Source organism: Natrinema halophilum (assembly GCF_013402815.2).
GTDB classification, from domain to species: Archaea; Halobacteriota; Halobacteria; order Halobacteriales; family Natrialbaceae; genus Natrinema; species Natrinema halophilum.
Genome location: NZ_CP058601.1, coordinates 4,210,290 through 4,232,143 on the forward strand (window position 1 = coordinate 4,210,290; position 21,854 = coordinate 4,232,143).

At 62.4% G+C, this 21,854-nt stretch carries 24 protein-coding genes, 1 tRNA gene and 1 pseudogene; 15 read left to right on the forward strand and 11 right to left on the reverse strand.

Annotated elements, in window-relative coordinates:
* The first annotated feature begins 99 nt into the window (after window positions 1-99).
* Both HYG82_RS41025 and HYG82_RS41030 read left to right on the forward strand, forming a co-directional pair.
* A complete protein-coding gene (locus tag HYG82_RS41025; RefSeq protein ID WP_179264009.1) occupies window positions 100-891 on the forward strand; it encodes an MBL fold metallo-hydrolase in 792 nt (263 codons plus the stop codon).
* Between the two features lie 30 nt (window positions 892-921).
* A complete protein-coding gene (locus HYG82_RS41030) occupies window positions 922-1,599 on the forward strand; it encodes a YkgJ family cysteine cluster protein (protein WP_179264011.1) in 678 nt (225 codons plus the stop codon).
* 287 nt (window positions 1,600-1,886) lie between these two features.
* On the opposite strand, the gene HYG82_RS41035 is transcribed toward HYG82_RS41030, so the two are convergent.
* Window positions 1,887-2,297 carry a TRAM domain-containing protein gene (locus HYG82_RS41035; RefSeq protein ID WP_179264013.1) on the reverse strand — a complete coding sequence of 137 codons (411 nt, stop codon included), beginning with the start codon at window positions 2,295-2,297 and terminating at the stop codon, window positions 1,887-1,889.
* A gap of 173 nt (window positions 2,298-2,470) precedes the next feature.
* On the reverse strand, window positions 2,471-4,222 hold the full coding sequence (locus tag HYG82_RS41040; protein ID WP_179264015.1) for a radical SAM protein: 1,752 nt from the start codon (window positions 4,220-4,222) through the stop codon (window positions 2,471-2,473).
* Between the two features lie 334 nt (window positions 4,223-4,556).
* On the opposite strand from HYG82_RS41040, the gene HYG82_RS41045 reads away from it, so the two are divergent.
* On the forward strand, window positions 4,557-4,715 hold the full coding sequence (locus HYG82_RS41045) for a DUF7559 family protein (protein ID WP_179264017.1): 159 nt from the start codon (window positions 4,557-4,559) through the stop codon (window positions 4,713-4,715).
* 206 nt (window positions 4,716-4,921) lie between these two features.
* Window positions 4,922-5,446: an Hsp20/alpha crystallin family protein gene (locus tag HYG82_RS41050; protein ID WP_179264019.1), complete on the forward strand. Its 525-nt coding sequence runs from the start codon at window positions 4,922-4,924 to the stop codon at window positions 5,444-5,446.
* A 1-nt stretch (window position 5,447) separates the two neighbouring features.
* On the opposite strand, the gene HYG82_RS41055 is transcribed toward HYG82_RS41050, so the two are convergent.
* Entirely contained in the window at window positions 5,448-6,641 is a 1,194-nt protein-coding gene (locus HYG82_RS41055) for an NAD(P)/FAD-dependent oxidoreductase (protein ID WP_179264021.1), read from the reverse strand.
* Window positions 6,642-7,043: 402 nt separating this feature from the next.
* Window positions 7,044-7,337, reverse strand: a complete 294-nt coding sequence (locus HYG82_RS41060) for a DUF7521 family protein (protein ID WP_179264023.1) — start codon at window positions 7,335-7,337, stop codon at window positions 7,044-7,046.
* A gap of 151 nt (window positions 7,338-7,488) precedes the next feature.
* Between HYG82_RS41060 and HYG82_RS41065 the strand changes: the two genes are divergently transcribed.
* Window positions 7,489-7,728: a CDGSH iron-sulfur domain-containing protein gene (locus tag HYG82_RS41065; protein ID WP_179264025.1), complete on the forward strand. Its 240-nt coding sequence runs from the start codon at window positions 7,489-7,491 to the stop codon at window positions 7,726-7,728.
* Window positions 7,729-7,997: 269 nt separating this feature from the next.
* Window positions 7,998-8,489, forward strand: coding sequence for a cupin domain-containing protein (locus HYG82_RS41070; protein WP_179264027.1), 492 nt, complete (start codon window positions 7,998-8,000; stop codon window positions 8,487-8,489).
* 124 nt (window positions 8,490-8,613) lie between these two features.
* Here HYG82_RS41070 and HYG82_RS41075 read toward each other — a convergent pair.
* The 4 genes and pseudogenes from HYG82_RS41075 to HYG82_RS41090 form a co-directional block, all read right to left on the reverse strand.
* A pseudogene (locus tag HYG82_RS41075) lies at window positions 8,614-8,901 on the reverse strand (hypothetical protein); the annotation flags it as partial.
* 149 nt (window positions 8,902-9,050) lie between these two features.
* The gene (locus HYG82_RS41080; protein WP_179264029.1) at window positions 9,051-11,594 is read right to left on the reverse strand and encodes a heavy metal translocating P-type ATPase; all 2,544 of its coding nucleotides are present in this window, start codon (window positions 11,592-11,594) and stop codon (window positions 9,051-9,053) included.
* A 2-nt stretch (window positions 11,595-11,596) separates the two neighbouring features.
* Window positions 11,597-12,394 (reverse strand): sulfite exporter TauE/SafE family protein, encoded by a 798-nt coding sequence (locus tag HYG82_RS41085; RefSeq protein WP_235217912.1) that lies wholly within the window; start codon window positions 12,392-12,394, stop codon window positions 11,597-11,599.
* Window positions 12,395-12,468: 74 nt separating this feature from the next.
* Window positions 12,469-12,678 (reverse strand): DUF8131 family protein, encoded by a 210-nt coding sequence (locus HYG82_RS41090; RefSeq protein WP_179264031.1) that lies wholly within the window; start codon window positions 12,676-12,678, stop codon window positions 12,469-12,471.
* 100 nt (window positions 12,679-12,778) lie between these two features.
* Here HYG82_RS41090 and HYG82_RS41095 point away from each other — a divergent pair, with 100 nt between their 5' ends.
* From HYG82_RS41095 to HYG82_RS41110, 4 genes are read left to right on the forward strand one after another with little or no spacing between them, the layout of a single operon-like run.
* On the forward strand, window positions 12,779-12,982 hold the full coding sequence (locus HYG82_RS41095; RefSeq protein WP_179264033.1) for a hypothetical protein: 204 nt from the start codon (window positions 12,779-12,781) through the stop codon (window positions 12,980-12,982).
* Window positions 12,979-13,770, forward strand: a complete 792-nt coding sequence (locus HYG82_RS41100; protein ID WP_179264035.1) for a cytochrome c oxidase subunit II — start codon at window positions 12,979-12,981, stop codon at window positions 13,768-13,770. The genes HYG82_RS41095 and HYG82_RS41100 overlap by 4 nt, the downstream gene beginning before the upstream one ends.
* Complete coding sequence (locus HYG82_RS41105; RefSeq protein WP_179264037.1) at window positions 13,763-15,514, forward strand: b(o/a)3-type cytochrome-c oxidase subunit 1; 1,752 nt, start codon at window positions 13,763-13,765, stop codon at window positions 15,512-15,514. Before HYG82_RS41100 ends, HYG82_RS41105 begins: the two co-directional genes overlap by 8 nt.
* Window positions 15,515-15,724, forward strand: a complete 210-nt coding sequence (locus HYG82_RS41110) for a CbaC protein (RefSeq protein ID WP_179264039.1) — start codon at window positions 15,515-15,517, stop codon at window positions 15,722-15,724.
* A gap of 104 nt (window positions 15,725-15,828) precedes the next feature.
* Here HYG82_RS41110 and HYG82_RS41115 read toward each other — a convergent pair whose 3' ends face one another.
* On the reverse strand, window positions 15,829-16,887 hold the full coding sequence (locus HYG82_RS41115; RefSeq protein ID WP_179264041.1) for a mannose-1-phosphate guanylyltransferase: 1,059 nt from the start codon (window positions 16,885-16,887) through the stop codon (window positions 15,829-15,831).
* Window position 16,888: 1 nt separating this feature from the next.
* Entirely contained in the window at window positions 16,889-17,200 is a 312-nt protein-coding gene (locus HYG82_RS41120) for a DUF7091 family protein (protein ID WP_179264043.1), read from the reverse strand.
* Window positions 17,201-17,333: 133 nt separating this feature from the next.
* Between HYG82_RS41120 and HYG82_RS41125 the strand changes: the two genes are divergently transcribed.
* The 4 genes from HYG82_RS41125 to HYG82_RS41140 all read left to right on the forward strand — a co-directional run bounded on the left by HYG82_RS41125 (window position 17,334) and on the right by HYG82_RS41140 (window position 20,866).
* Complete coding sequence (locus HYG82_RS41125; RefSeq protein WP_179264045.1) at window positions 17,334-18,224, forward strand: dihydrodipicolinate synthase family protein; 891 nt, start codon at window positions 17,334-17,336, stop codon at window positions 18,222-18,224.
* Window positions 18,225-18,567: 343 nt separating this feature from the next.
* Entirely contained in the window at window positions 18,568-19,497 is a 930-nt protein-coding gene (locus HYG82_RS41130) for a replication factor A (protein ID WP_179264047.1), read from the forward strand.
* 1 nt (window position 19,498) lies between these two features.
* On the forward strand, window positions 19,499-20,134 hold the full coding sequence (locus HYG82_RS41135) for an RPA family protein (RefSeq protein ID WP_179264049.1): 636 nt from the start codon (window positions 19,499-19,501) through the stop codon (window positions 20,132-20,134).
* 324 nt (window positions 20,135-20,458) lie between these two features.
* The gene (locus HYG82_RS41140; protein WP_179264052.1) at window positions 20,459-20,866 is read left to right on the forward strand and encodes a DUF8146 domain-containing protein; all 408 of its coding nucleotides are present in this window, start codon (window positions 20,459-20,461) and stop codon (window positions 20,864-20,866) included.
* Window positions 20,867-20,905: 39 nt separating this feature from the next.
* Here HYG82_RS41140 and HYG82_RS41145 read toward each other — a convergent pair whose 3' ends face one another.
* Window positions 20,906-21,361: a DUF5814 domain-containing protein gene (locus HYG82_RS41145; RefSeq protein WP_179264054.1), complete on the reverse strand. Its 456-nt coding sequence runs from the start codon at window positions 21,359-21,361 to the stop codon at window positions 20,906-20,908.
* A 181-nt stretch (window positions 21,362-21,542) separates the two neighbouring features.
* Here HYG82_RS41145 and HYG82_RS41150 point away from each other — a divergent pair.
* A tRNA-His gene (locus tag HYG82_RS41150) sits at window positions 21,543-21,614 on the forward strand.
* Window positions 21,615-21,854 lie beyond the last annotated feature (240 nt).

Sequence of the window (21,854 nt, forward strand, 5' to 3'; positions counted from 1 at the left end):
TCGGCGCTACGACGAGTGCGTCTTTCGTGATGCGACGACGGCGGTCGCGAGATCGCCAGGTGCCGATATACACTTTTCCGGCCGGTGTCTGTTTGTCGTATGGACATCGTTTCGCGATCCGTTCCGGTCCCTACGCGAGCGCCGAGCGGTACCACCAACACCTATCTGCTCGGCACCGATCCGGCGATTCTCGTCGACCCAGCGACACGATCCGACGAACTCGATCACCTGGTCCGTAACCGACGTGTCGAGCACATCCTCGTCACTCACACCCACCCCGATCACGTCGGGGCCGTCGATTCCTACGCCGACCGCACCGACGCGACGGTCTGGGCGCGAAACGGACGAATCGACAGGTTTCGGGACGCCACAGGTTGCAAACCTGATCGCACGTTCACGTCGGGCACGACGATTCACAGTGGTGACAAGCGCGTTCGGGTCCTCAGCGCACCGGGGCACGCACCGGACCACGTCGCCCTCGAGGCTGGCCGCGGCGGTCCCATCCTCTGTGGCGACTGTGCCGTCCGCGAGGGGAGCGTCGTCGTCGGCGCACCGGAAGGTGACATGCGCGCATACGTAACGACGTTACGACGACTCTGGGCGATCGACCCGCCAGCGCTTCATCCCGGTCACGGTCCCGTGATCGACGCCCCTCGCGAAACGCTCGAGCGCCTGCTTTCCCATCGAACCGAGCGCGAACAGCGCGTGCTCGAAGCTGTCGCCGACGGCGCTCGGTCGCTCGATGAAATCCTCGGTGGGGCCTACGAAAAGGATCTGTCCGGCGTCCGTGACCTCGCGCGGGCGACCGTGGCTGCCCACCTCGAGAAACTCGCCGTCGAGAGACGACTGTCGTGGGACGGTGAACGAGCGAGGACGCTCGATGGCGACTGACTTTTCCGCCTCGACGGTTTCCGTTCGACTGTGCGATCACTCGAAGCCGAACTTGAGCAAGCCCGTTCCCTCGCTGTCGACGACCTCGCAGATGCAATCGAATCTATCGGCTTCGAGTGTACGCGTTGTGGTGCCTGCTGTACGGGCCACGGCGAAGACGAACACACGGCGACGGTCTTCCCCGACGAAGTGCGCGAACTGCGAGATGCGACGACAAACCGTGAGGACGACCGGGACTGGCGCGACGTCGCTCGGCCGATGCCCTACGGCCTCTCCGAAACCGACGACGGCGACCTCGAGGGCGAAACCTTCGAGTGGGCGCTTCAGACCGACGACTGCGGTAACTGTACGTTCTACGAGGAAGACGACGATGGAGTCGGCGCGTGCGTCGCCCACGAGGACCGGCCGCTCATCTGTCAGACCTATCCGTTCAGCGTTGCACTCGCGGGCACCAGCCAGCCGATGGGGGAGGCCGTCGACGAGGAAGGCGTCGTTCGCGCCCACGAATGCGAGGGACTGGGCCGCGACATCTCACGGGCGGACGCCGAAGAATTGGCTCGAGCGCTGAAGGAACGAGCCGTTCGAGAACTCGAGGAAGCTATCGCTGTCCGAGACACCTACCGTCCCGCCGACCCCGATCCGGGCGAGATAGTCGTTTACGATTCCGAAGGGGCGAAACGGGCAGACGGAACGCCACTCGAGGACTAAAACTGGTTTCCCCATTCTCTCGGGCTGTCGCGGACGTCCAAGAGACGCCCGTACGTCTCTGCGGGCAGCGCCCGGCGGAGTGAGTACAGTCGAGAGTCACCAGCGACGCCAGGAGGATAACGAATGGTGGGAACGGATTCGCTAGCGACTCTGTATGCGGCGACTGGACAGCGCGCTTTGGGCGCCGTTTCACCGAGTACGCCACAGGGACATTCGACGGCGGCCGTTCGAGATTGGTGCGCCCAGTGGTTCGCACGCCCTGTGAACTGAGCGCTGACGGGCTCTTCTTAGAATGTCTCTTCGATGATCTCGCCGACGGCGAAGTTCGACTTGACTTCGGTGACCTCGATTTTGACGCGTTCGCCGACGTCGGCGCCGGGGACGATGATAACGTAACCTCGTTCGACGCGTGCGATGCCGTCTCCCTGTTTGCCGATATCCTCGATCTCGACGTAGCGCGTTTCGCCGACGTCGACAGGTGGTTGCGGTTCGGACGGCGGAGTCTGGGGTTGGGTGGTGACCGAACTGTCGTCGCCACCAACCCCCTCCTCGCGCGAGATCAATGCGACGCGGTAGACCTCCCCAGGGTCGATGTCTCCGGTTTCGACCTCCTGTTTCGGTACTTCGATGATGTATCGATCCTCCTCTTCCGAAACGTCCGTACTGAACAGACACAGCAATTTTTCAGATATTTCCACAGGTAGACCCTCTATTTCACCTCTGATCCCCATCCATAATAGAACTACCGACACCAAACCGTCAATTGATGGCCGAATCGTCCCGATCGCGACTACCGCGATGAACGATCGTCGATCGTGAGACCCCAGTACCGTCGACCGTTTGTAACCGGGTCACAACGCAGGAGTCGGCCTTAGTCGGCGCGTTCGAGCGCTCGAGCCGTCATGAACCGTGAGAGGTCGAAGGTTGTCCCGAGCGACGCTTCCTGGACCGATTCGTACGGGCGGTTGACGATGATATCGCCCGCTGTACTGTCGCCGACGCCGGGAATGGCGGTGAGTTCGTCCATCGATGCCGCGTTGATGTCGAGCGGGTAGGGAACGCCGGTTACGGACCGATACCCGTGATCGACGACCGCGACGTCGACGGTTCGCCCGAGGGTGCGCTCACCCGGAATCCCGACCAGCAACGGGTACGTGCCGAGTTGGCGGCCGAAGGTCTTCCCGTCCTGGTGATATTCGAGGTGAACGTTCGGTAGAACGGTGCCTGTTGGCGCGACGCGCTCGAGCATCGGGTTGTCGATCTCCTCGCGAACCTGCCGTTTGTACCGTTTGAAAAGCTTCTTGTGGTCGTTTGCGATCTCCGCACCGGTGTCTGACATGTCGGTGCCGTCGAAGGCCATTACCTGCCGAATGTTGATGCGCCGGAGCATGTAGCCCTCGTCGTAGACGCGCTGCAGGAACTCGCGGTTGAGTCGATATGTCTCCTCGCGTTCGCCTTTGAGGCCGTGGAGCAGGTTGATGCCGGGCAGCAGTTTCGGTAGTCGTCGGGGACCGCCCCCGCCGACTGTCCGAGCGTCTTCGGACGCTTCTCCGCAGTTCTTTCCCGCGTTCTCGCCGGGTCTCCATCCCGCTTCCTCGTTGACGACCTTCACCGCTTCGAAACATTCCTCGGCGGTGACGTTCAGGTTGTTTTCCTCCTGGACGACCGGGTCCGCCGATTCGAGGCCGAACGCTGCCGTATCGCCTGGCGTGTTGTGTTCGGCGATAATCCGAATGCCCTCCCGGCTCGCTTCGGGCCACTCGACGATCGTGATCGGGTTCATGTTATCGAGGTGCAACGTCTCGAGATCAGGGGCGACCTCACGTATTCCACCGTACAGTTGGCGAAGAGCGTCGGGATTGGGTGCTTCGCCGTCGCCGCCGTAGGCGAGGATATCAGCCTGCCGGCCGATTCGGAAGTGTCTGACGCCGTGGTCGGCCAGCGCGTCGACTTCGCCGACGACGGTCGGCGGTGGCCGGAACGTCGGGTTCCCGTAGAGCGGTTCCGTACAGAACGAACATCGGTACGCACAGCCCCGCGAGGTCTCGAGTTCGGCGATGAGGTGGTCCGGGTGATTGGGATGTGCTTCGACCACGAATGCGCCTTGTCTGGCCCAACGCGATACTTCGTCGACGTCTCGCATCCGATCGTTGAACCCTTCGAGGCCGCTCTCGACGAGGTCGTAGACGGCGGCCTCTACGTCGCCCTTGGCGACGAAGTCGAAGTCCAGATCCTGCCGTTCGGTCTCGGTCGCGCCCGCGTTTTCGTCGCCGACGCCGAACTTGACGGGGCCGCCCATCAGACTCGTCCCAGTGGCAGTCCAGGCGAGTTTCCGAACTTCGTCCGGTTCGGCCGGCGTGCCGCCGACGTACTTTCCCGGAACGGTCATTCCGCCGAGGTAGACCAAGAGGTCCGCCTCGTCGACGTCCTGCCATCTGTCCGGTTCGTCGCGTAGGCCGTCGATCGTGTGATAGGTGATCAACTCGCGCGGGACGCCCGCGTCGACGAGCGCACCCGCTGCGTATCGCGGATACGTCGAGATGTACGGCGGCACCCCGAAGTGTGCTGGTTCGTCGACGTAGCCGTCGACGATCGTCACCGACAGCGTCTCGGGGTCGATCATAGCGTTCGATAGCCCCTCGATGGGTAAAACGATGACTACACGTACCGCTCCGATTCGCTGGGCTCGGAATCCAACGATCGGTCCGGTCCTGATTTCCGAGTTCTGTTATTGATGTCATAGCTGATACGATTGCTGACGAGACAATTGGGCGAGATGACACGCCGGTAGTACAGTAGTCGTTGAAACGGGTTACTCATCGCCCGCCATCCGGCGGCCAGCGAGCATCCGCTGACCGGGGATTCGCTACCGGGGTGTGGAATGACTATCAACGTCTACTACGACCTGTGGTGCCGCAACCCCGACGTTGATAGTCGTCGTGCTGTTACTGTCGTCTATGCCACGAACGGAGGAAATCGTCTGTACCGATGAAGACTGTTATCTCGATATGTTCGAGAACCACTACACCTACGACGTGCCGAGTGACTCCGACATTTCGGACCTTGCGTGTCCAGTTTGTGGCGGCACCGACTGTCTCGAGCAGATCGAACTCTGATCGGTGAATTCGGTTCCGAACGGGCTGCTCCGATCGACTGCGACGGGCTAGAACTCGTCAGACATTTCTTTTGTTTCCATCAAAAGGGATATCAATGCGGCTGTCATAGCCATTCGTACAGTCGCCTCTCCCATGTACCGCCAACCCCTTCTCTCGGTCCCTCCGACCGCTGTCAGTGATGGACGCCCCGATCGAGGTGACGGGCCATGACGCTCAAAGACCTCGGGAAATCGGTCGGCAGTGCGTTGTATCGGCAGGTCGGCCGCGCGAACGGTCGCGTCCAGAATCACCGATCGCTTCCCGTCGACATCCTGGAAAACGACACCGCCTATCGAGTCGTTTTCGATGCGCCGGGGGCAGAACCGGACGACGTTCAGGTCCGCTATCTCGAGGGCAACGTCAAGATCCGAGTCGACCGATTCAGGCAATTCCACGAAGGGTACGAGATGCGTTTTCCCGGACGCGGAATGGATCTAAACGGCGAAGCCGAGTTACCATCCGACGCGGTCGTCGATGCGGATGCCGGAACAGCGAGGCTATCCGAAACAGGAACGCTGAGCGTCGTCATTCCGAAGGATTCGGCGATCGATGACGTCGACGAAGCGGACGGCACAGCCGACTTCGAAGATCCCAGCGAGGCGGACGAAACGACCGACCTCGAAAGACCTGGCGAAGCCGTCACCGATTCGGACTCGAACACCGAATCGGAACCGGTCACCATCGACGACTGATTCAGTTCGGATCGAGCGCCAGTCCCTCCAGGACGTCGAATCCCTCGTCACCGTCGAATCGGGTCGGGTCGAAAGCGCCGATCCCTGCCCCTCCGAGCATTTCTTCTGCGAGGCGCCGTCCGATGGCCGGTGCGCGCATGAAGCCGTGACCCTGGAACCCGGTCGCCACGTACAGCCCGTCACGAACGTCACCGACCAGCGGATCACGATCGGGTGTCGCGGTACAGAGACCGGCCCACGCGCGATCGAACCCGCGTTTTCCGGTGTCGTCGATCGCCGGAACGCGGTGAGCGACCCGCTCTCCGAGATCCGTTGCAAACGTCGAGTCGGCGTCGCGGTCGTAGGCATCCGGATCGGCTTCTCGGTTTTCCGTGCCGTCGCCAGCGAGAAGGCCGTCTGCGTGCGGTCGCAGGTAGAAGCCGCCGGTCGCGTCGTAACACATCGGCTCGGCGAAATCCGCGCCCGCGACGAGAGCCTGGACGCGGTAGGGTTTCATCGCCAGGGAGACGCCCGCGTCCGCGAGCAGGTTCGCCGTTCGGGCGCCGGCGGCTACCAGCACCGCATCGAACTCGCGGGCGTCGCCGTCGGTACGGATCACCCGCGCGGGATCGACTCGAACCTCGACCGGCGTCTCGGTCTCGAGGGTGGCTCCGGAATCGGCCGCCGTGGTCGCGAGAGAGACCGCGTACTCGGTCGGATCGGCGTACCCCGATGCGCCCGCGACCCCCGCGACTTCGATATCTTCGGTTCGCAGCGCGGGAAATCGGTCGGCGAGCGCGTCGCCGTCCATCTCGAGAGCGACGACCCCGTTGTCCTGCATACGTCGGACCTGTTCTCGAATGGCGTCGGCCCGTTCCGTGTCTCCATCGCGAGCGAACCAGACGTACGGACATTCGACGAACGGGAAGGTGTCGTCGCCCGACAGCGCACGGAATCGCTCGATCGATTCGCTCGCGATTGCAGCGTCGAGACCGCCTGCAAAGGCGTCGTAACAGATACCCGCTGCTCGCCCGGTTGCGCCGCTCGCCACATCGCCGCGGTCGTAAAGCGTGACGTTTGCACCTTCGCGGGTAAGGTCGTACGCTACTGTCGCGCCGACCGCGCCTGCACCGACGATTGCGATTTCGAGGTCTGCGCCCCGCTGGGCGAGCGCGTCTGAGCCGACGGTCGATTCTGTCCGGCCCGAACCGGTCATGGCTTGCCACCCACCGGACGGGATCGGTCGAAATGCGTCGAAACACGACCGCCGGTTGATTTCTCGCGTTCGGGGTCGGCGTTCATAGAACCCATTGTGAGAGCGACCCACTTACGTCTGGGTGGTCGGTACGCGGGTCTTCCACATCGCGATCCGAGCCGTGGGACTTGCTACTCGGTCGAATACGAAAACCCGAGAGGCGCGCGTGTGAAAACGAGAGACGACGAGAGACCAGCGATGACGGGAGACCAGCGATGACGGGAGACCAGCGATGACGGGAGACCAGCGATGACGGGAGACCAGCGACGACGAGAGACCAGCGACGACGAGAGACCAGCGACGACGAGAGACCAGCGACGACGGGAGGCCAGCGATGACGGGAGACTAGCCCGAAGGGCCCGCTCAAGTGACGTACAGCGAGTACGCGATCACGATAAACCCGGCGAGGACCAGCAAGCTTTCGAGCAAGACGCCTCTCATAAGCGGGACGGAAAGCAGTTCGTACAGCATGCCGGCCAGTACGAGCCCGAGCGTCACGAGGCCGAAACCGAGCGCGAGATACCCCAGTGCCGGCTGTCGCGTTCGCCGATATGCCTTGTACGCGAAGAAGGTGATGATGCCGCCGACGGTGAGGACGAGCGTTTTGACGATCGCAAGCGCGATCGCGGTCGGCATAGCCGCGGCGTAGAACGACATGTCTGTTCTCACTCCGATATTCAAGACCTGTACCAAGAACCTTGCCGTTCCTGAAAGCCGTGGTCCGTGCCAGCCACTCCCACAGTCCGGCGTCGATCAACCCGGTCAGTGTCGCGAACCGTTTTGGTCGTGGCGACCGGAGACGAATTCGATGACTCGACTTGTCGAACTCGATGCGACGGGACCGCGAAAACTCGAGGCGTCCGATATCGACGACGTGAATGGCGACATCGCAGTCTGCCGGTGTGGGCTCTCGAACTCGTTTCCCTTTTGCGACGGGAGCCATCGGCAGACCCGCGACGAAGACGACGAAACGACCTACGTCTACGAGGAGGGACGGCGATGTGAAGTCGAGCGGGTCGTGACGACCGACGACGGCGGCGATGCGTGAACAATCTCAATATCGGACGACCTACACCAATACCGGATGACGTACGAGATTGGGATTTTCTGGCCTTGTTGAAACCCTCAGCCGGTGATAGGTTTCGGCGATTCTGCTGAATACACAGAGCGTGTCGGCTATTGACATACTCAATAGATGCGCGGATAGTAGTGGGAACGTATGATTCTCTCTCGGACGAGGACGGTGGCTCCTCATTCCGGCCGAAATAACACGGCCCACTGCAAGTTTTATCTCGTTCGGGAGTGCGAAACCATGTGATGAGCTCACAAGACACATCCGTTGAGAATTACGACATTGATCTTGGGAAGCTCGGCGCTAAACTAGAGATTGCCCGGACCGAAAACGAGGCGAACGTCGCTATTGTCGAACATACGCTTCCGCCGCACACGCTCGCCGCCCCACTACACCGACATAGCCGTGAGGACGAAATTTCCTACGTGCTAGAGGGTGAGATGACCGTTCTTGCTGGCGACGAGATCTGGACTGTCCCTGCGGACGAGGCTACCGTCAAGGGCCGGAACACCTGGCATACCTTCTGGAACGCGAGTGACGAACCACTTCGTTTCCTCGAGATTATCGCGCCGGGCGAGTTCTCGGAGTTCTTTGAGGAGATTTCGCATGTTTATCCAGTCGAACCTGCGGACGAAGAGGCACTCGCTCGCTTCGAGGAAATCTGCGAGCGGTACAGCTTCGAGGCCGACCTCGAGAGCATTCCGAAGCTCTGCGAGGAACACGACCTCCAAATATAGGAGGACCTATCGACCGATTGACTTCCACTATCTCCTTGCTGTAGCTATCGTTACATTTCTCACTCCCCAATCACCGGTTGTGATGAATACAACCGCTGTAGTCAGCAGTTCGTTCCTCTCAGAATTACGGATGTTCACACTCATCGTTTGAAACAGCGAGGCTTCGTTCCAAATTGTGAACGATGCATTTGATCACGAGTTCTCGGAACTGCTTCCACCAACGGCGTGAGCGAACGAACGCGCCGAGTTTCTATTTGATTGTCGCATTGACCATCTCGTTCAAGGTTCTGCGATGGTCGAGGTCGCTGTCCAGCCGTGCATTCTACGCTTTGTGGAGTGGGGTGAATTCCCGATGCTTGAGGAGCGGGCGAATATCTTGGTCACGGGCGATCTGCCGGCGTTTCTGGTCGTTCCTATGTTATGTTGTTCGCGCCTGCACGCGACAGAGGCGAAGTGAACACCGGGACGCGGTCGGAACACCGATACGAAGCGGGTGGAATTCCGGTACTGATCGAGACGAGGGGACTGCGAAAGTGAGGCGACGGGTTGGACCGGCTGCCGTCACATCGATCGCGCCGAGTTACAGACGACGAGCGCGCTACTCGCGGCCATCGCGACGGCAGCAAAGAGTGGATTCAGGAGACCGGCGACTGCGAGCGGAATCGCGACCGCGTTGTAAGCGAACGCCCAGCCGAGATTCTGTCGGATCCGCCTGTGGGCGCTCGAGGCGACGGCGAACGTCTCGGCGACGGCCTCCAAGTCGTCACCGACGATCACCGCGTCGGCCGCGTCGGTTGCGAGTTTCGTGCCGCCGCCCATCGCGATCCCGACGTCGGCAGCGGCCAGTGCAGGCGCGTCGTTGCTTCCATCACCAACCATCGCAACCGTCCCGCGGGCGCGAAGTCGGTCGACGGTCTCGGCTTTCGCCTCGGGCGGGACGCCGGCGAAGACCTCGTCGACGGCGTCGATCGCGCGGAACTGGTCGGCCGCCGGTCCCTCGTCGCCGGTGAGGACGACGATCTCACGACCGTCGGAGAGCGTCGAAAGTGCCGACTCCAGTTCCTCGCGCGGTTCGTCGCCGACGACGATAGTACCGCGGACCCGTCCCTTCCAGCCGACGGCGACGGGGACGTCGCCCGCCGCTCGAGCGTCGTCGATCGTCGACTCGAGGGAGTTCGGTATCGCCTGTCCCTGCTCGCGGAGGAAATCGGGGTGACCGACGAGGATGCGCTCGTCGTCGACGATTCCGCTCACCCCGCGGTCGGCCCGCTCGAACCTGTCGACGGTACTCGCGGCACCCTCGGTGGCGGAATCCGGTGCCGAGTCGGCGATAGCTGTCGCGATCGGATGGTCGGACAGGGCTTCGACTGCGCCGGCGCGGCGGAGCAAATCGTCGGCCGCCGAGTCGACGACCTGGGCGTCGTTGGCACCGGTGTCGTCGCCCGCGACGTGTAGCTCTTCGACGGTCATCCGTCCGGTCGTGAGCGTTCCCGTCTTGTCGAGGACGACGACGTCGACGTCCGGAGCGTCTTCGAATATCGTCTCCGCAGCGACAACGATTCCCCGTTGTGCAGCGTTCTGGACGCCTGCGGCGATCGCAAGCGGCGTTGCGAGTCCGAGCGCACACGGACAGGAGACGATCACGACCGTCAATCCGACCAGGAGAGCCGTCGACGCACTCGAGCCAGTTGCTAGCAGAACTGTGGCTGTTCCAACGGCGAGAACGACCACGAGCGGGACGAAGACGGTCGCGAGCTTGTCGGCGAGTCGCTGGACGCCGGGTCGGGCGCTCTGGATCGACCAGAGCAGGGAGACGAGCCGGTCGTGGGTGCTCTCTGCCTCGTCGCCGACCGCGAGGACGATCGGTGCATCGGTGACGACGGTCCCGCCGCGAACGTAATCGCCCGGCGCTTTTCTGACGGGGAGCGATTCACCGGTGACGAGCGACTCGTCGACCGCAGCACTTCCCGTTTCGACTTCGCCGTCGAGGGGAACTCGCTCGCCGGGGCGTACGAGCAGGTGGTCGCCTGGCTTGACGGCCTCGACCGGGACCGTCTCGCCGCTCTCGAGGCGTGCCTCGTCGACTTGCTGTTCGGTCAGCTCCGAGAGCAATCCGGTGGCGCGACGCTTGACTGACTTCTCGTAGGCGGTCCCTGCGGTGACGACGAGGACGATCGCGACGGTGACGTCGAAGTACAGGTGGCTTTGCCCGAGGACGATCGCGACGGTACTGTAGCTGTACGATCCCATTGCGGCCGTCGCGACCAGCAGGTCCATGTTCGGCCGTCGGGCCCGGAGGCTGACGTACGCACCGCGGAGGATCGGATAGCCCGTATAAAAGAGGATAAACGACGTGAACACCCAGATGTTCGCCGCCAAAAAGCTGCTCTCGTAGCCGCCGAAGTCGGCGACGGGCTCGAGTCCGAAGTAGGTCGGGTACAGAAACAGGACGTACCACACCATGACCATCATTCCGAAGAAGCCACCGAGCAGGAGCGGCGCGAGTCCGTCGTCGGACTCCGCGGTACCGTCAGCGGCCGATCGATCGGCGGCGGTGTAGCCGTACCCGGAAACGATGTCCGGGAGGTCGTCGGCCGCGAGCCGATCGGAGTCGTAGACGATTCGGATCGTATCCGTCGCGTAGCTGGCCGTCGCACCCAGAATGCCCGCTTCTCGCTCGGTGTTCGTCTCGAGAAACGCCTCGCACGTCGAACAGTGCATGCCGTCGACTGCGAGATAGGCATCCTCACCGTCGAGGTCGTCGAGGTCGGTGCCCTCGTCCGCCCGTGTCATCCGAGAGCGGAGTTCCGACTCGTCGGGTGCGTCGTCTGCTTGTTCCAGCGTCCGACTGACCTCGAGACAGCCCCGACAGCAAAACGTGCCGTCCACATCCGGCTCGGTGATCGGGTCCGGTGGCGTTGGCAGGTCACAGAGGTCACAGGTCTCGGTGTCGGGGTCGGGGTCGGGGTCGGCCGCCGGTACTCCCGCAGTGTCCGCTGTCGGTTCGGTTCCGGTCTCGGTGCCAGCCGACTGCCTCGCGTTCCGAGTGTCATCCTCCGATGACGATTCGTGCGGTCGCGCGGGTGGGTGTGATTCGTTGCTCATCGTTAGAACGGGGTGGCAAAGGGGAGCGGGATATGCGGCAGGTGAATACCGTACAGCATCAGTCCGTGTGATAGGGGGATGTATCCGAGAACGAGAAACGCTGCGCCCAGTCCACGGTGGAGACGAACGCGCGTTTTCGGCGCGATCGATGTCAAGACGGTGCCGTACGCGAACAGCGTCGGGATGGTCCCGAGCCCGAGAACGGCCAGCGAGAGCGCCCCTCGAGTCGGTGATCCGACCGCGAACGCGTACAGGTAGGCCGGATAGATGATCGGACACGGCATGAATCCGTGGACCGCACCGAGTGCGACGATCCCCGGCGTCGTCGCGAGTCGATCGATTCGACTCGAGAGCAACTCCGAAAGGCGCCGGAACAGCGCGCCGACGACGGGAAGGTCGTGGCCGGGAACCGCGGTCCGCCCGCGGACGTAGTAGAGCCCGCTCGCGACGATCGCGATCCCGACGAGGATTCCCGTCGCGCCGCGGACACCGTTGCCGATTTCCGCGACGGCCTCGCTCGAGGCGACCGTGATCGCACCGAGCAGGCCGAACAGGCCGCCGATGGTCGCGTAGCTGGCCGTTCGTCCGAGGTTGAACAGTGCGTGCTGGCGCACCTCGTACCCGGTGAGCGTGTCGTCGCGGCGTTTGTCACTCGCCGCCCCGATCCGATCGGCGTACGTCGTCACCAGCGGGCCGCACATCCCCAGGCAGTGTGCACCGGCCAGCAACCCGACGACGAAGAGGACGAGTAGATTCACGCGCTCGGAACCGAGGGTTGGCCCCGCAGACGACAGCAACACAGCGGCGACCGACTGCCGACCGAGTTCGAATACCGCGGCGGTCGAGAGAGGGACTGGTGCGAGCACCACGGGGACTAACTGGCGGTGCCGTTTCCGTGGTGGTCGTCGTGCGATTCATCGATCGGCGCCATCGCGATGTAGAGCGAGCCGATAATGATCGCGACGTTGACCGCGCTGACGACGCCGGCGACGACCGAGTTGGTCAGTCCGTAGACGAGTACGGGAAGGATCGCGAGCAGTCCCGCGCCCGCCGCGAACCGCGGCCCAACTGTCTCAAGGTTCATGTTGTCTACTGAGCACGAGGGCTGCTTAATACTACAACTTCTTCCCATCGAACGGGAACCAGGGTTGATGGTAAGTCGCGCCCATTCCCTACTCATCCGTATGAGTCCCAGGACAGAACAACGGGAGCCCGATCAGGTTCGTGAACTCGGGCACGATGAGTACGATCCGATCGGAACGGCGATCCTGATCGGCATCTACTTCCTGATACTGGTGTTGCTGTGGATATTCATGTACTTCGTCGAGTTCCTCGGCAACGGGCCGACCGTCGTCGGGGCGCTCCTGACGGTGGTGGGACTGGCATGAATATTCACACCTACGAGAAAGCGTGGCTCGTCGCGTCGATGTTACTGATCGTCGGCTTCATCGCGACGATTACGTACGGTGCCGTCGGCCCCGGCATCGCGATGATCGACGACGACGGTGGTTCGATCAACCCGGACGACATAAACGACCACGAAAAGTTCAGTGAACCCGGCGTCACGCACGTCGGCGGAAACGAGTACGAAGTCGCCGTCGTCGCCCAGGCGTGGGCGTACATGCCTAGTGAAATCGAGGTCCCGGCGAACAGCGAAGTAACGTTCTACGTGACGAGTCGTGACGTGACGCACAGCTTCACCGTGGTCGGGACGAACATGAACACGATGGTCATCCCCGGTCAGGTGTCGCAGATGACCGTCGAATTCGACGAATCCGGCGAGTACGGCATCCTCTGTAACGAGTATTGCGGCGAGTACCACCACACGATGGAAGGGAAACTGAACGTCGTCCCCGAAGACGAGTTCGACATGACCGAACTGTCGGTCGACGCCCCCCGAGAGGTTCAGGCGGGCAACGAGACGACGATAACCGCGACTGTGACCGACGGCATGCAGACTGACCTCGAGACGACCGCCACCCTCGAGATCGGCGACCGAACGATCGAACGAGACGTCACGATCTCCGGCGCCGGCAGCGAGGACGTCGAGTTCGCGGTCGACACTGCAGAACTCGGCGCGGGCGATCACGACTGGACGGTGACGGTCGACGACCACGAGGAAAGCGGGACGCTTTCGGTCGTCAACGCGACCGACGGAGGTGACGGCGATGCGTAACGCCTACATCGATCAGTTCCCCGACGAAGCGGCCGTGATCAAGGCGGCGTTCTGGAGTTCTTTTATCGCGCTGGCGATCGGTGGCACGCTCGGCCTCGTGCAGGCGCTTCACCGGACGGACGTCTTCCGGTTCATCCAGTCGCCCGATTACTACACCGTCCTCACCGCACACGGCGTATTGCTGGCGATCACGTTTACGATCTTCTTCCTCGTCGGCCTGTTCACCTGGGCGGTGACCACCGGCCTCGATCGCGGCGTCGTGGACATCCGCTTCACCTGGGCCTGGTACGCACTGATGGTAGTCGGTGCAACGCTGGAAACTGTGACGATATTCGCCGGCTTCCTCGAGCAAGCACCGACGGTGCTCGGCTCGGAGCTATACGCAGACGTGCTCTTTACGTTCTACGCACCGCTGCAGGCTCATCCCCTCTTCTACCTGGGTCTGGTGCTGTTCGTCGTCGGCTCCTGGCTCGCCGGCGTCGACTGGTTCCGGACCTGGTGGGCCTGGCGCAAAGAGAACCCCGACGAGCGAATACCGCTGCCGGCGTTCATGGTGTTGACGACGACGCTGTTCTGGTACATCTGTACGCTCGGCGTCGCGATAGCGATTCTCGTGTTCCTGCTGCCGTGGTCGCTTGGAATCACTGACTCGGTGAACCCGCTGCTGACTCGGACCCTGTTCTGGTACTTCGGCCACGCCGTCGTCTACTTCTGGCTGATGCCGGCGTACGTGATGTGGTATCTCATGCTGCCGAAGTTCTCCGGCGGAAAGCTGTTCAGCGATCCGCTCGCTCGCGTCGTTTTCGTGTTATTCCTGCTGCTCTCGACGCCGCTTGGCATCCACCACCAGTATCTGGATCCCGGCATCGCGGAAGGCTTCAAGTTCATCGCGATGACGAACACGATGTTCCTCCTGCTGCCGAGCCTGCTCACCGCCTTTACTGTCGTCGCGAGTATGGAACACGGTGCTCGTCAGCGCGGCGGGACGGGCTATCTCGGGTGGCTCAAGGCCCTTCCGTGGCGCGACCCGGTCTTTACCGGGATGGCGCTCGCGGGCCTGATGTTCGCCGCGGCCGGATTCTCCGGCATGATCAACGCGGGGATGAACATCAACTACCTCGTCCACAACACCTGGTGGGTCGTCGGCCACTTCCACCTCACCGTCGGTACCGCCGTCGCGTTGACGTTCATGGCCTCGTCGTACTGGTTCATCCCGCAGATGACCGGCAAAGCGCTCTGGAACCGCTCGCTCGCACTGGCCCAGGTCCTGATCTGGTTCGTCGGGATGACGTTCATGTCGAACGCGATGCACCGGTCCGGGCTGTTCGGCATGCCTCGCCGGACCGCCGAACCGCAGTACCAGGGCTTCGACTTCGAACCCGCCGTCGGCACCGTCGGCGAGATCAACGCACAGGTCGCCCTCGGGGCAGTGTTGCTGACCCTCTCGCTTGCCCTGTTCCTCCTGATCATGGTCATGACCTCGTTCAACGGCACTAGTGACTCGCTTCCGGACAACGGGTACGCCGGCACGCTCTCCGGGCCCGAGGACTCGCCCGCGATCCTCGACAACCTCAAGGTCTGGACCGCGATCGCCATCGTCCTCGTGATATTCGCGTACACGCTCCCACTTGCGAGCATCATCGACTCCGGCGGCCTCTTCGGCAAGGGTATCGAGGGCGTCCAGCTCTCGATCGGCGCCGATCCCGGACTGGTCCTCGAGTCGCTCCGGGAGGTGATTCGGTAGATGCGCATCTCTGGCGGTGCACTCCTCGTTGTCCTGGCTATGCTCATCCCGTTCGTGGTCGAACTCCGGACGGCGCTTTCGTGGTTCGGCGTCGAGTTGACCCTCCTCGAAACGAGCGTGATCGGCTCGGCGGCCGCCCTCGCGATCATCGCCTGGGCAGTGTGGCCCCCGAACGATGACGCCAACGGGAAGTCGTCCGGACTCAGCTAATTAGTTCGACCCACCCGATCGCCCGTTCCGGTTGACCGCACCGACTCGAGCGACCCACCCGATTCTCGAGGCATAAGCTTTCAAAACTCTCGAGGCTCGAGCCGTCAAAACGCGTTGTGCTCCCGAAGTCGCTCGACGATCGTTCGGATTCGCTGTGACGCTCCGCGAGGGCCGACGAGGATTCGGTCGTCGAATGCCACAACGAGTAACTCTTCGACCTCGAGCAGTGAAACGTGCGCGTCGGGGGCGGCGACGACGTTGTCCGCCGCATCGATCGACAGCACGTCCCCGGCGACGACCTCGTTTTCGCCGTCGTTCCCGTCGAGTACCCGGCCGACAGCGTCCCACGTCCCCAGGTCGTCCCAGCCGACCGACAGCGGCGTCACGTACGCGTCGGCCGTCTGTTCCATGATCGCGTAGTCCACGCTCACGGCGTCGATCGCCTCGAACCCTTGGTCAGGATTCCCCTCCTCGAGGGCGTCGACCAGCGGGGCGAGCGGGGACTCCGCCGCCTCGCGGAGGAGGGCACTCGGCGTCCAGGCGAAGATACCCGCGTTCCAGTATGCGCCGGACTCGATGAGTCGCGTCGCGGTCTCGCGCCGAGGTTTTTCCGTGAACCGATCGATCGCGGCGTAATCGTCAGTTTCGGTACCGCCGCTGAGAGCGGAGTCAGTCCCGGTATCACCGTCGTCTCCGGCGGGTGAGATGTAACCGTATCCCGTCGCCGGCCGCGTCGGCTCGACGCCCATCGTTACGAGCCCGTCGGTCTCGACTGCGATTTCCGCCGCGCGCTCGAGTCGACGGGAAAAGACCGCGTCGTCCGCGACGTAGTGGTCGCTGGGGAGACAGACCAGTACCGGTTCCACTTCGAACCGGTGGCGAAGCCGCCAGGCTGCATAGACCAGCGCCGGACCGGTATCCTTGCCGGCCGGTTCGACCAGTACACCCGCCTCTGGGGCATGTTCGTGAATTGCTTCGGCGAACGAGTCGCGCGTCAGGACGTACCGTTCGTCGGCAAACGCCGTCCGATCCATCGTCCGGGCGAGTAACGATCTCCCGCCGACGAACGAGAGGAATTGCTTGGGCCGATCGGACCGGCTCGCGGGATAGAGTCGACTGCCGGTGCCCCCAGCGAGGACGCACGCGACGATGGGCCGATCCATGTCACCAGGTCTCGATGCGCCCCTTTCGGACGTCTTCTGCACACCCCTCGCAGTCGGGATGGCCGTCTTCGTAACACGCCGGCCGATACATATCGTCGAGTTTCGCTGCCCGCTGTTGGGCGTGGCGTCGACAGACGATCTTCGCTCGCCCCTCTTCGTCCGACGGGAGGCGACGGGCGTTCTTCGCCACTTCGTACGAGCCGCGAGCCTCCTCGAGTTGGTCGTCGGTCGATCTGCGGAGCGCTTCGAACTGCTCGCCCGCATCCTGCAGTGTCGAGCGCAGGAACTGCTCCAGTTGACGCCGGTCCGCCATTGCGCCGTCGTTCGAGCGCCGGGCACATAGGTTCGTCGCCGGTGGAATACCGGCGACCGAGCGACGGCTATCCGACCGGCGCTTCTCTCGATCCGATGGCAACGACTTTAGAGAAATGACCGCACAACTGAACATGGATAGCAGCACTGCGCTTCGTGGAATAACCTGTCCGACTGTCACCCCGTTCGACGACGGATCGATAGATGTCGATGCGCTCGGCGATCTGCTCGAGCACCTCCACGACGGCGGTATCGATGCCGTTTTTCCTTGCGGGACGACCGGCGAGTTCCCGAGCCTGACGGCCGACGAGCGACAGCGCGTCATCGAGACGACCGTCGACCACGCCGACGTCCCAGTCGTCGCCGGGGCCGCCGCGACGAGCATCGTCGAGACGATCACGGCTATCGACCGCGCCGCCGCCGCGGGAGCCGACGCCGCCGCGATCGTCACTCCCTACTTCACCACTGCGAACGACCCGTCCGGCAACCGGCGGTTCCTCGAGGCAGTCCTGAACGACGCCTCGATTCCCGTCTTGCTGTATAACATTCCGCAGTGTACGGGCCATCGTATCGAACCGGAGACCGTTGCCACCATCGCAGGCCACGACCGTGCGATCGGGATCAAGGACTCGAGCGGCGATCTGGCGTATTTCCTGTCCGTTCTCCGGCAGACGCCGGACGAGTTCCTGTGTCTGCAGGGGTACGACGCCCTGCTGGTCCCCGCGTTACGGATGGGTGCGGACGGCGGTATCAACGCGCTGTCGAACGTCGTCCCCCGCGCGCTATGCGAGGCGTTCGACCGAGCGACCGACGAGTGCGGCCGAGAACTCCAGGAACATGTGATAACGCCGCTGTTCGAGGCGTGTACGACCCACGATTTCGCCCCAGCGACGAAATCGGCGCTGGCCCACCGCGGTATCATTCCGTCCGACGACGTTCGCCCGCCACTGGTCGCCGTCGACGACGCTGGCGCGGCGGCGATCGGTGACACTGTCGATGCCGCCGTCAGTTCGGACTCGTTCTGAATGGTCGTCGGGCTGAGCCGATGACGGCGATCGCCACCCTCGAGATCGGTGCACACGATCGGTCGCGTTCAGTCACCGGCAGGTATAGTAGACGGTGAACGTCATTGCACACCCCGCTCGAGAATTCGCGGCCAGCGAGTACTCGCTGGCCGCCCCAGCGCAAGCGGTGGGTACAACGTTTCAACGACTACTATAACGATCGCCCAAACGAAACGACCCTCCCCGCAGAGTCGTACGGTTTTGCTGCCGACGTTCACTTTCACTCCGGCGGCGGCAGTTTAAATAGTACGGGGCGCGAACGAGGGTATGCCTCCCAGTGAAACCAAGGAGGAGGCGTGACACAATGAGCGACGTACGACAACACGCGGACGACATACACGAGCAGTTTTCGGACCACCTCGACGTAAGCGTCGAGGACGTCGAAGAGCGCCTCACTACGCTCGTCGATGAATACAAGGTCCCGATCGACGAAGCGAGACGGAGCGTCACCAACCACTACCTCGAGGAGGCTGGCCTCGACCGCGAGGACATCGCGAGCGGCGGCAGCGAGGCAGCCAACGTCGAAGACGTTGACGAACCCGAGGAATGGATAGATCTGACAGCCAAAGTTATCGAACTCTGGGATCCCCGCAGTGATTCGGTCGCACAGGTCGGGCTACTCGGCGACCCGACGGGGACGATCAAATTTACCAAGTGGGCCAAATCGGAACTTCCGACGCTCAAGGAAGGCGGCGTCTACGAATTTCGCAACCTCGTCACCGACGAGTACCAGGGACGGTACTCGGTCAAACTCAATTCGACGACCGTCATCGAGGAACTCGAGGAGGACCTCGAAGTCGGTGACGACACCAGCGAGATCGAGGGCGCTCTGGTCGACATGCAAAGCGGAAGCGGCCTTATCAAGCGTTGCCCGAAGGAAGATTGTACGCGCGTCCTCCAGAACGGCCGCTGTAACGAACACGGCGACGTCGAAGGGGAGTTCGACCTCCGCATCAAGGCCGTCGTCGACGACGGTATCGATGCCCACGAAGTCATCTTCGACAAGGACGCCACCGAGGAATTGACTGGCCTCACCCTCGAAGAAGCGAAGGAAATGGCGATGGACGCACTGGACACGACCATCGTCGCCGACGAGATCGCGGACGATATCGTCGGCACCTACTACCGAATCGAGGGGCCGACCTTCGGTCGCTACGTCCTGGCCGACGACGTCGAAGAACTCGACGGGCCAGTGGATGTAGAACAGGTGCTGATCAAAGCGAGGTCGATGTGACATGAGTCAGGCAGAACTCACTCGCGAAGTCGCCCGTCGCGTCTTCGCGTCTGAATTCAACGACTCGACGTACACGTTCAAAGAAAGCGACGACGAGCGCGCGCCCAACTACGCCTTGCTCCCGACGGGCGATCGCGCGAACCGCGTGTTCGTCGCCGGCACCCTCACCGAAACCGAGGACGTCGGCGATGACAGCGAGTACTGGCGCGGGCGGGTCGTCGACCCGACGGGGACGTTCTTCGTCTACGCCGGTCAGTACCAGCCCGAGGCGGCCTCGGTGCTGCGAGATACGGAACCGCCGGCCTACGTTTCCATCGTCGGCAAACCCCGCACCTACGAAACCGACGACGGAACGGTCAACGTCTCCCTGCGACCCGAGTCTATCTCGATCGTCGACGACGATACCCGCGATCGCTGGGTCGTCGAAACCGCCGAACGCACCATAGACCGCATCGAAGCCTTCGAGGAGTGGGAGCGCGAACAGGAAGCACCAGAAGGTGCATCCACCGCACCGACGAACGAGTACGCCCAGATGGCTCGCGAGCAGTACGATTCACCCGTCGTTAACTACCGCAACGACGTGATTCAGGCCCTCGAGAGCCTCGAGACCGTCGACGACGCGGAACCGACCGTCTGAGGCGTCGCCACCGTCATCGGACACCGAAAGCACCGTTTCCATTCTTCGTTTTCAGCCCGCTGGTGGCCGCGTCGTCGAATCGAGGGCTCGTTCGACGATCGGATCGCGGTCGCTGTGGGACGCGTCCGTGTCGCGTCCGATTAGGAGAACGGCCCAGGAGCACCGGTACCCGGCACGCCGTCGTCAGCAGTCGACAGCCCGTCATCGCCGGAGCTACGGGCTCCACTCGAGCGACGATTTCTGTCGATTCACTTTCTTTCCGGTCGGCCAATCCTGCTTGTCTGACAAATGGTTAAGTGTCGTGAACGAAGACTAGGGGTATCGATGGGGAACAAGAACAAGACGATCTCGTTTCGTGTCAACGAGGATGCGTTTACGGCGCTCCAGGAAATCGCCGAGGAACGGGACATCTCGCTTTCGGCGGTCTTCCGAGACTACGTCGACCAACTGGTCGAACACGACGGGCAGGTCGAGGTCGTCCCCGAAGGTGACCGCAAGAAGCGCGCCGACGATACCGACGAAGACATCTCGTTCCCGCCGACCGTCGAAGTTCCGAAGCGCTTCATCCGCGAACACGAGCGACTTGAGCTCGAGGCCGAACACCTCCGCGAACAACTCGACGAGTACAAAAGGTACGTCAACGATCTGCAGGACCGACTCGAAGACGAGGAAGACGAGGTCCTCCTCCTCGACGAGTTAGACGACGGAGAAGAATCGTACCAGTTGCGATAAGCGAGCCGATTTGTCCCGACGTCGAGCGGGACGACGACGTTATCGAGACAGATCCTGTTTCGCCTGGCGAATTTCGTCGTACTTCTCGTCGGCGCCATCGACGCGAGCGAGCCCTTCGGCCGCCTCGAGCGTTCGGACGGCGTCGTCGAGAAACGACAACACGTCACCGGAGTACGCATACACCATATAGTCGTCAGTCATTACGTCGACGATCGCGTCAGGGCCCAGGCCCTGGGCGCGCAACTCGAGTAGATACTCGATGAACTTCCGTTCCGGACAGCCACAATAGGGGTTTGTGTCACAGCCACAATCGAGGAAATCCTGTGCGAAATCGAGGATTCGATCCCGAGTCGCGTCGTCGAGTTTCTCGAGACCCGTGCCCTGAAAGAGCACGTCGAGGGTCGCACCCTTGAACGCTCCCTTGGGGATGTTCGTCTCGAGCTGGGAGCTGAGCTGTCGGTGATTTTTGACGTAGATCTTGTCGGTTATAGCCACGCGTTGGCGGTTCTACCGGCTCTGGGCCGAAAAACGTCTCGGTCGCGATCGACTGCCTCGAGCCGCGGTCACCGCGATTCAGCTTCGCCGTCCGAAATCGCGCGGTACGGAGTCGCACACCCCGAACGCGGAGTCGTAACGTATTTCAGGCCGACCGCGTGTAGGATTACGTGTAAGCGTGTCCGGGTTGGGGTAGTGGTTATCCTTCAGCCTTGTGGAGGCTGAGACGCGGGTTCGATTCTCGCACCCGGACTTTTTCACGACGACCATCGAGAGGAGTGGAAAAGCCGGAAGGCGAGATCGAACCCTGCCAGTCGCAGCGGCCGAACGGAGTGTGGCCGGTCGTCTGGCCCCGGTTCGATTCTCGCACCGGATTTCTAATTCCTACCGTATTCTCGAAGAGATTTGATCATCTATGCTTACTTTATATCTGTTACATGTGGATGTAGAAGAATAGTTTTCGATCCTAATCATATATTCACTCAACCGAAGT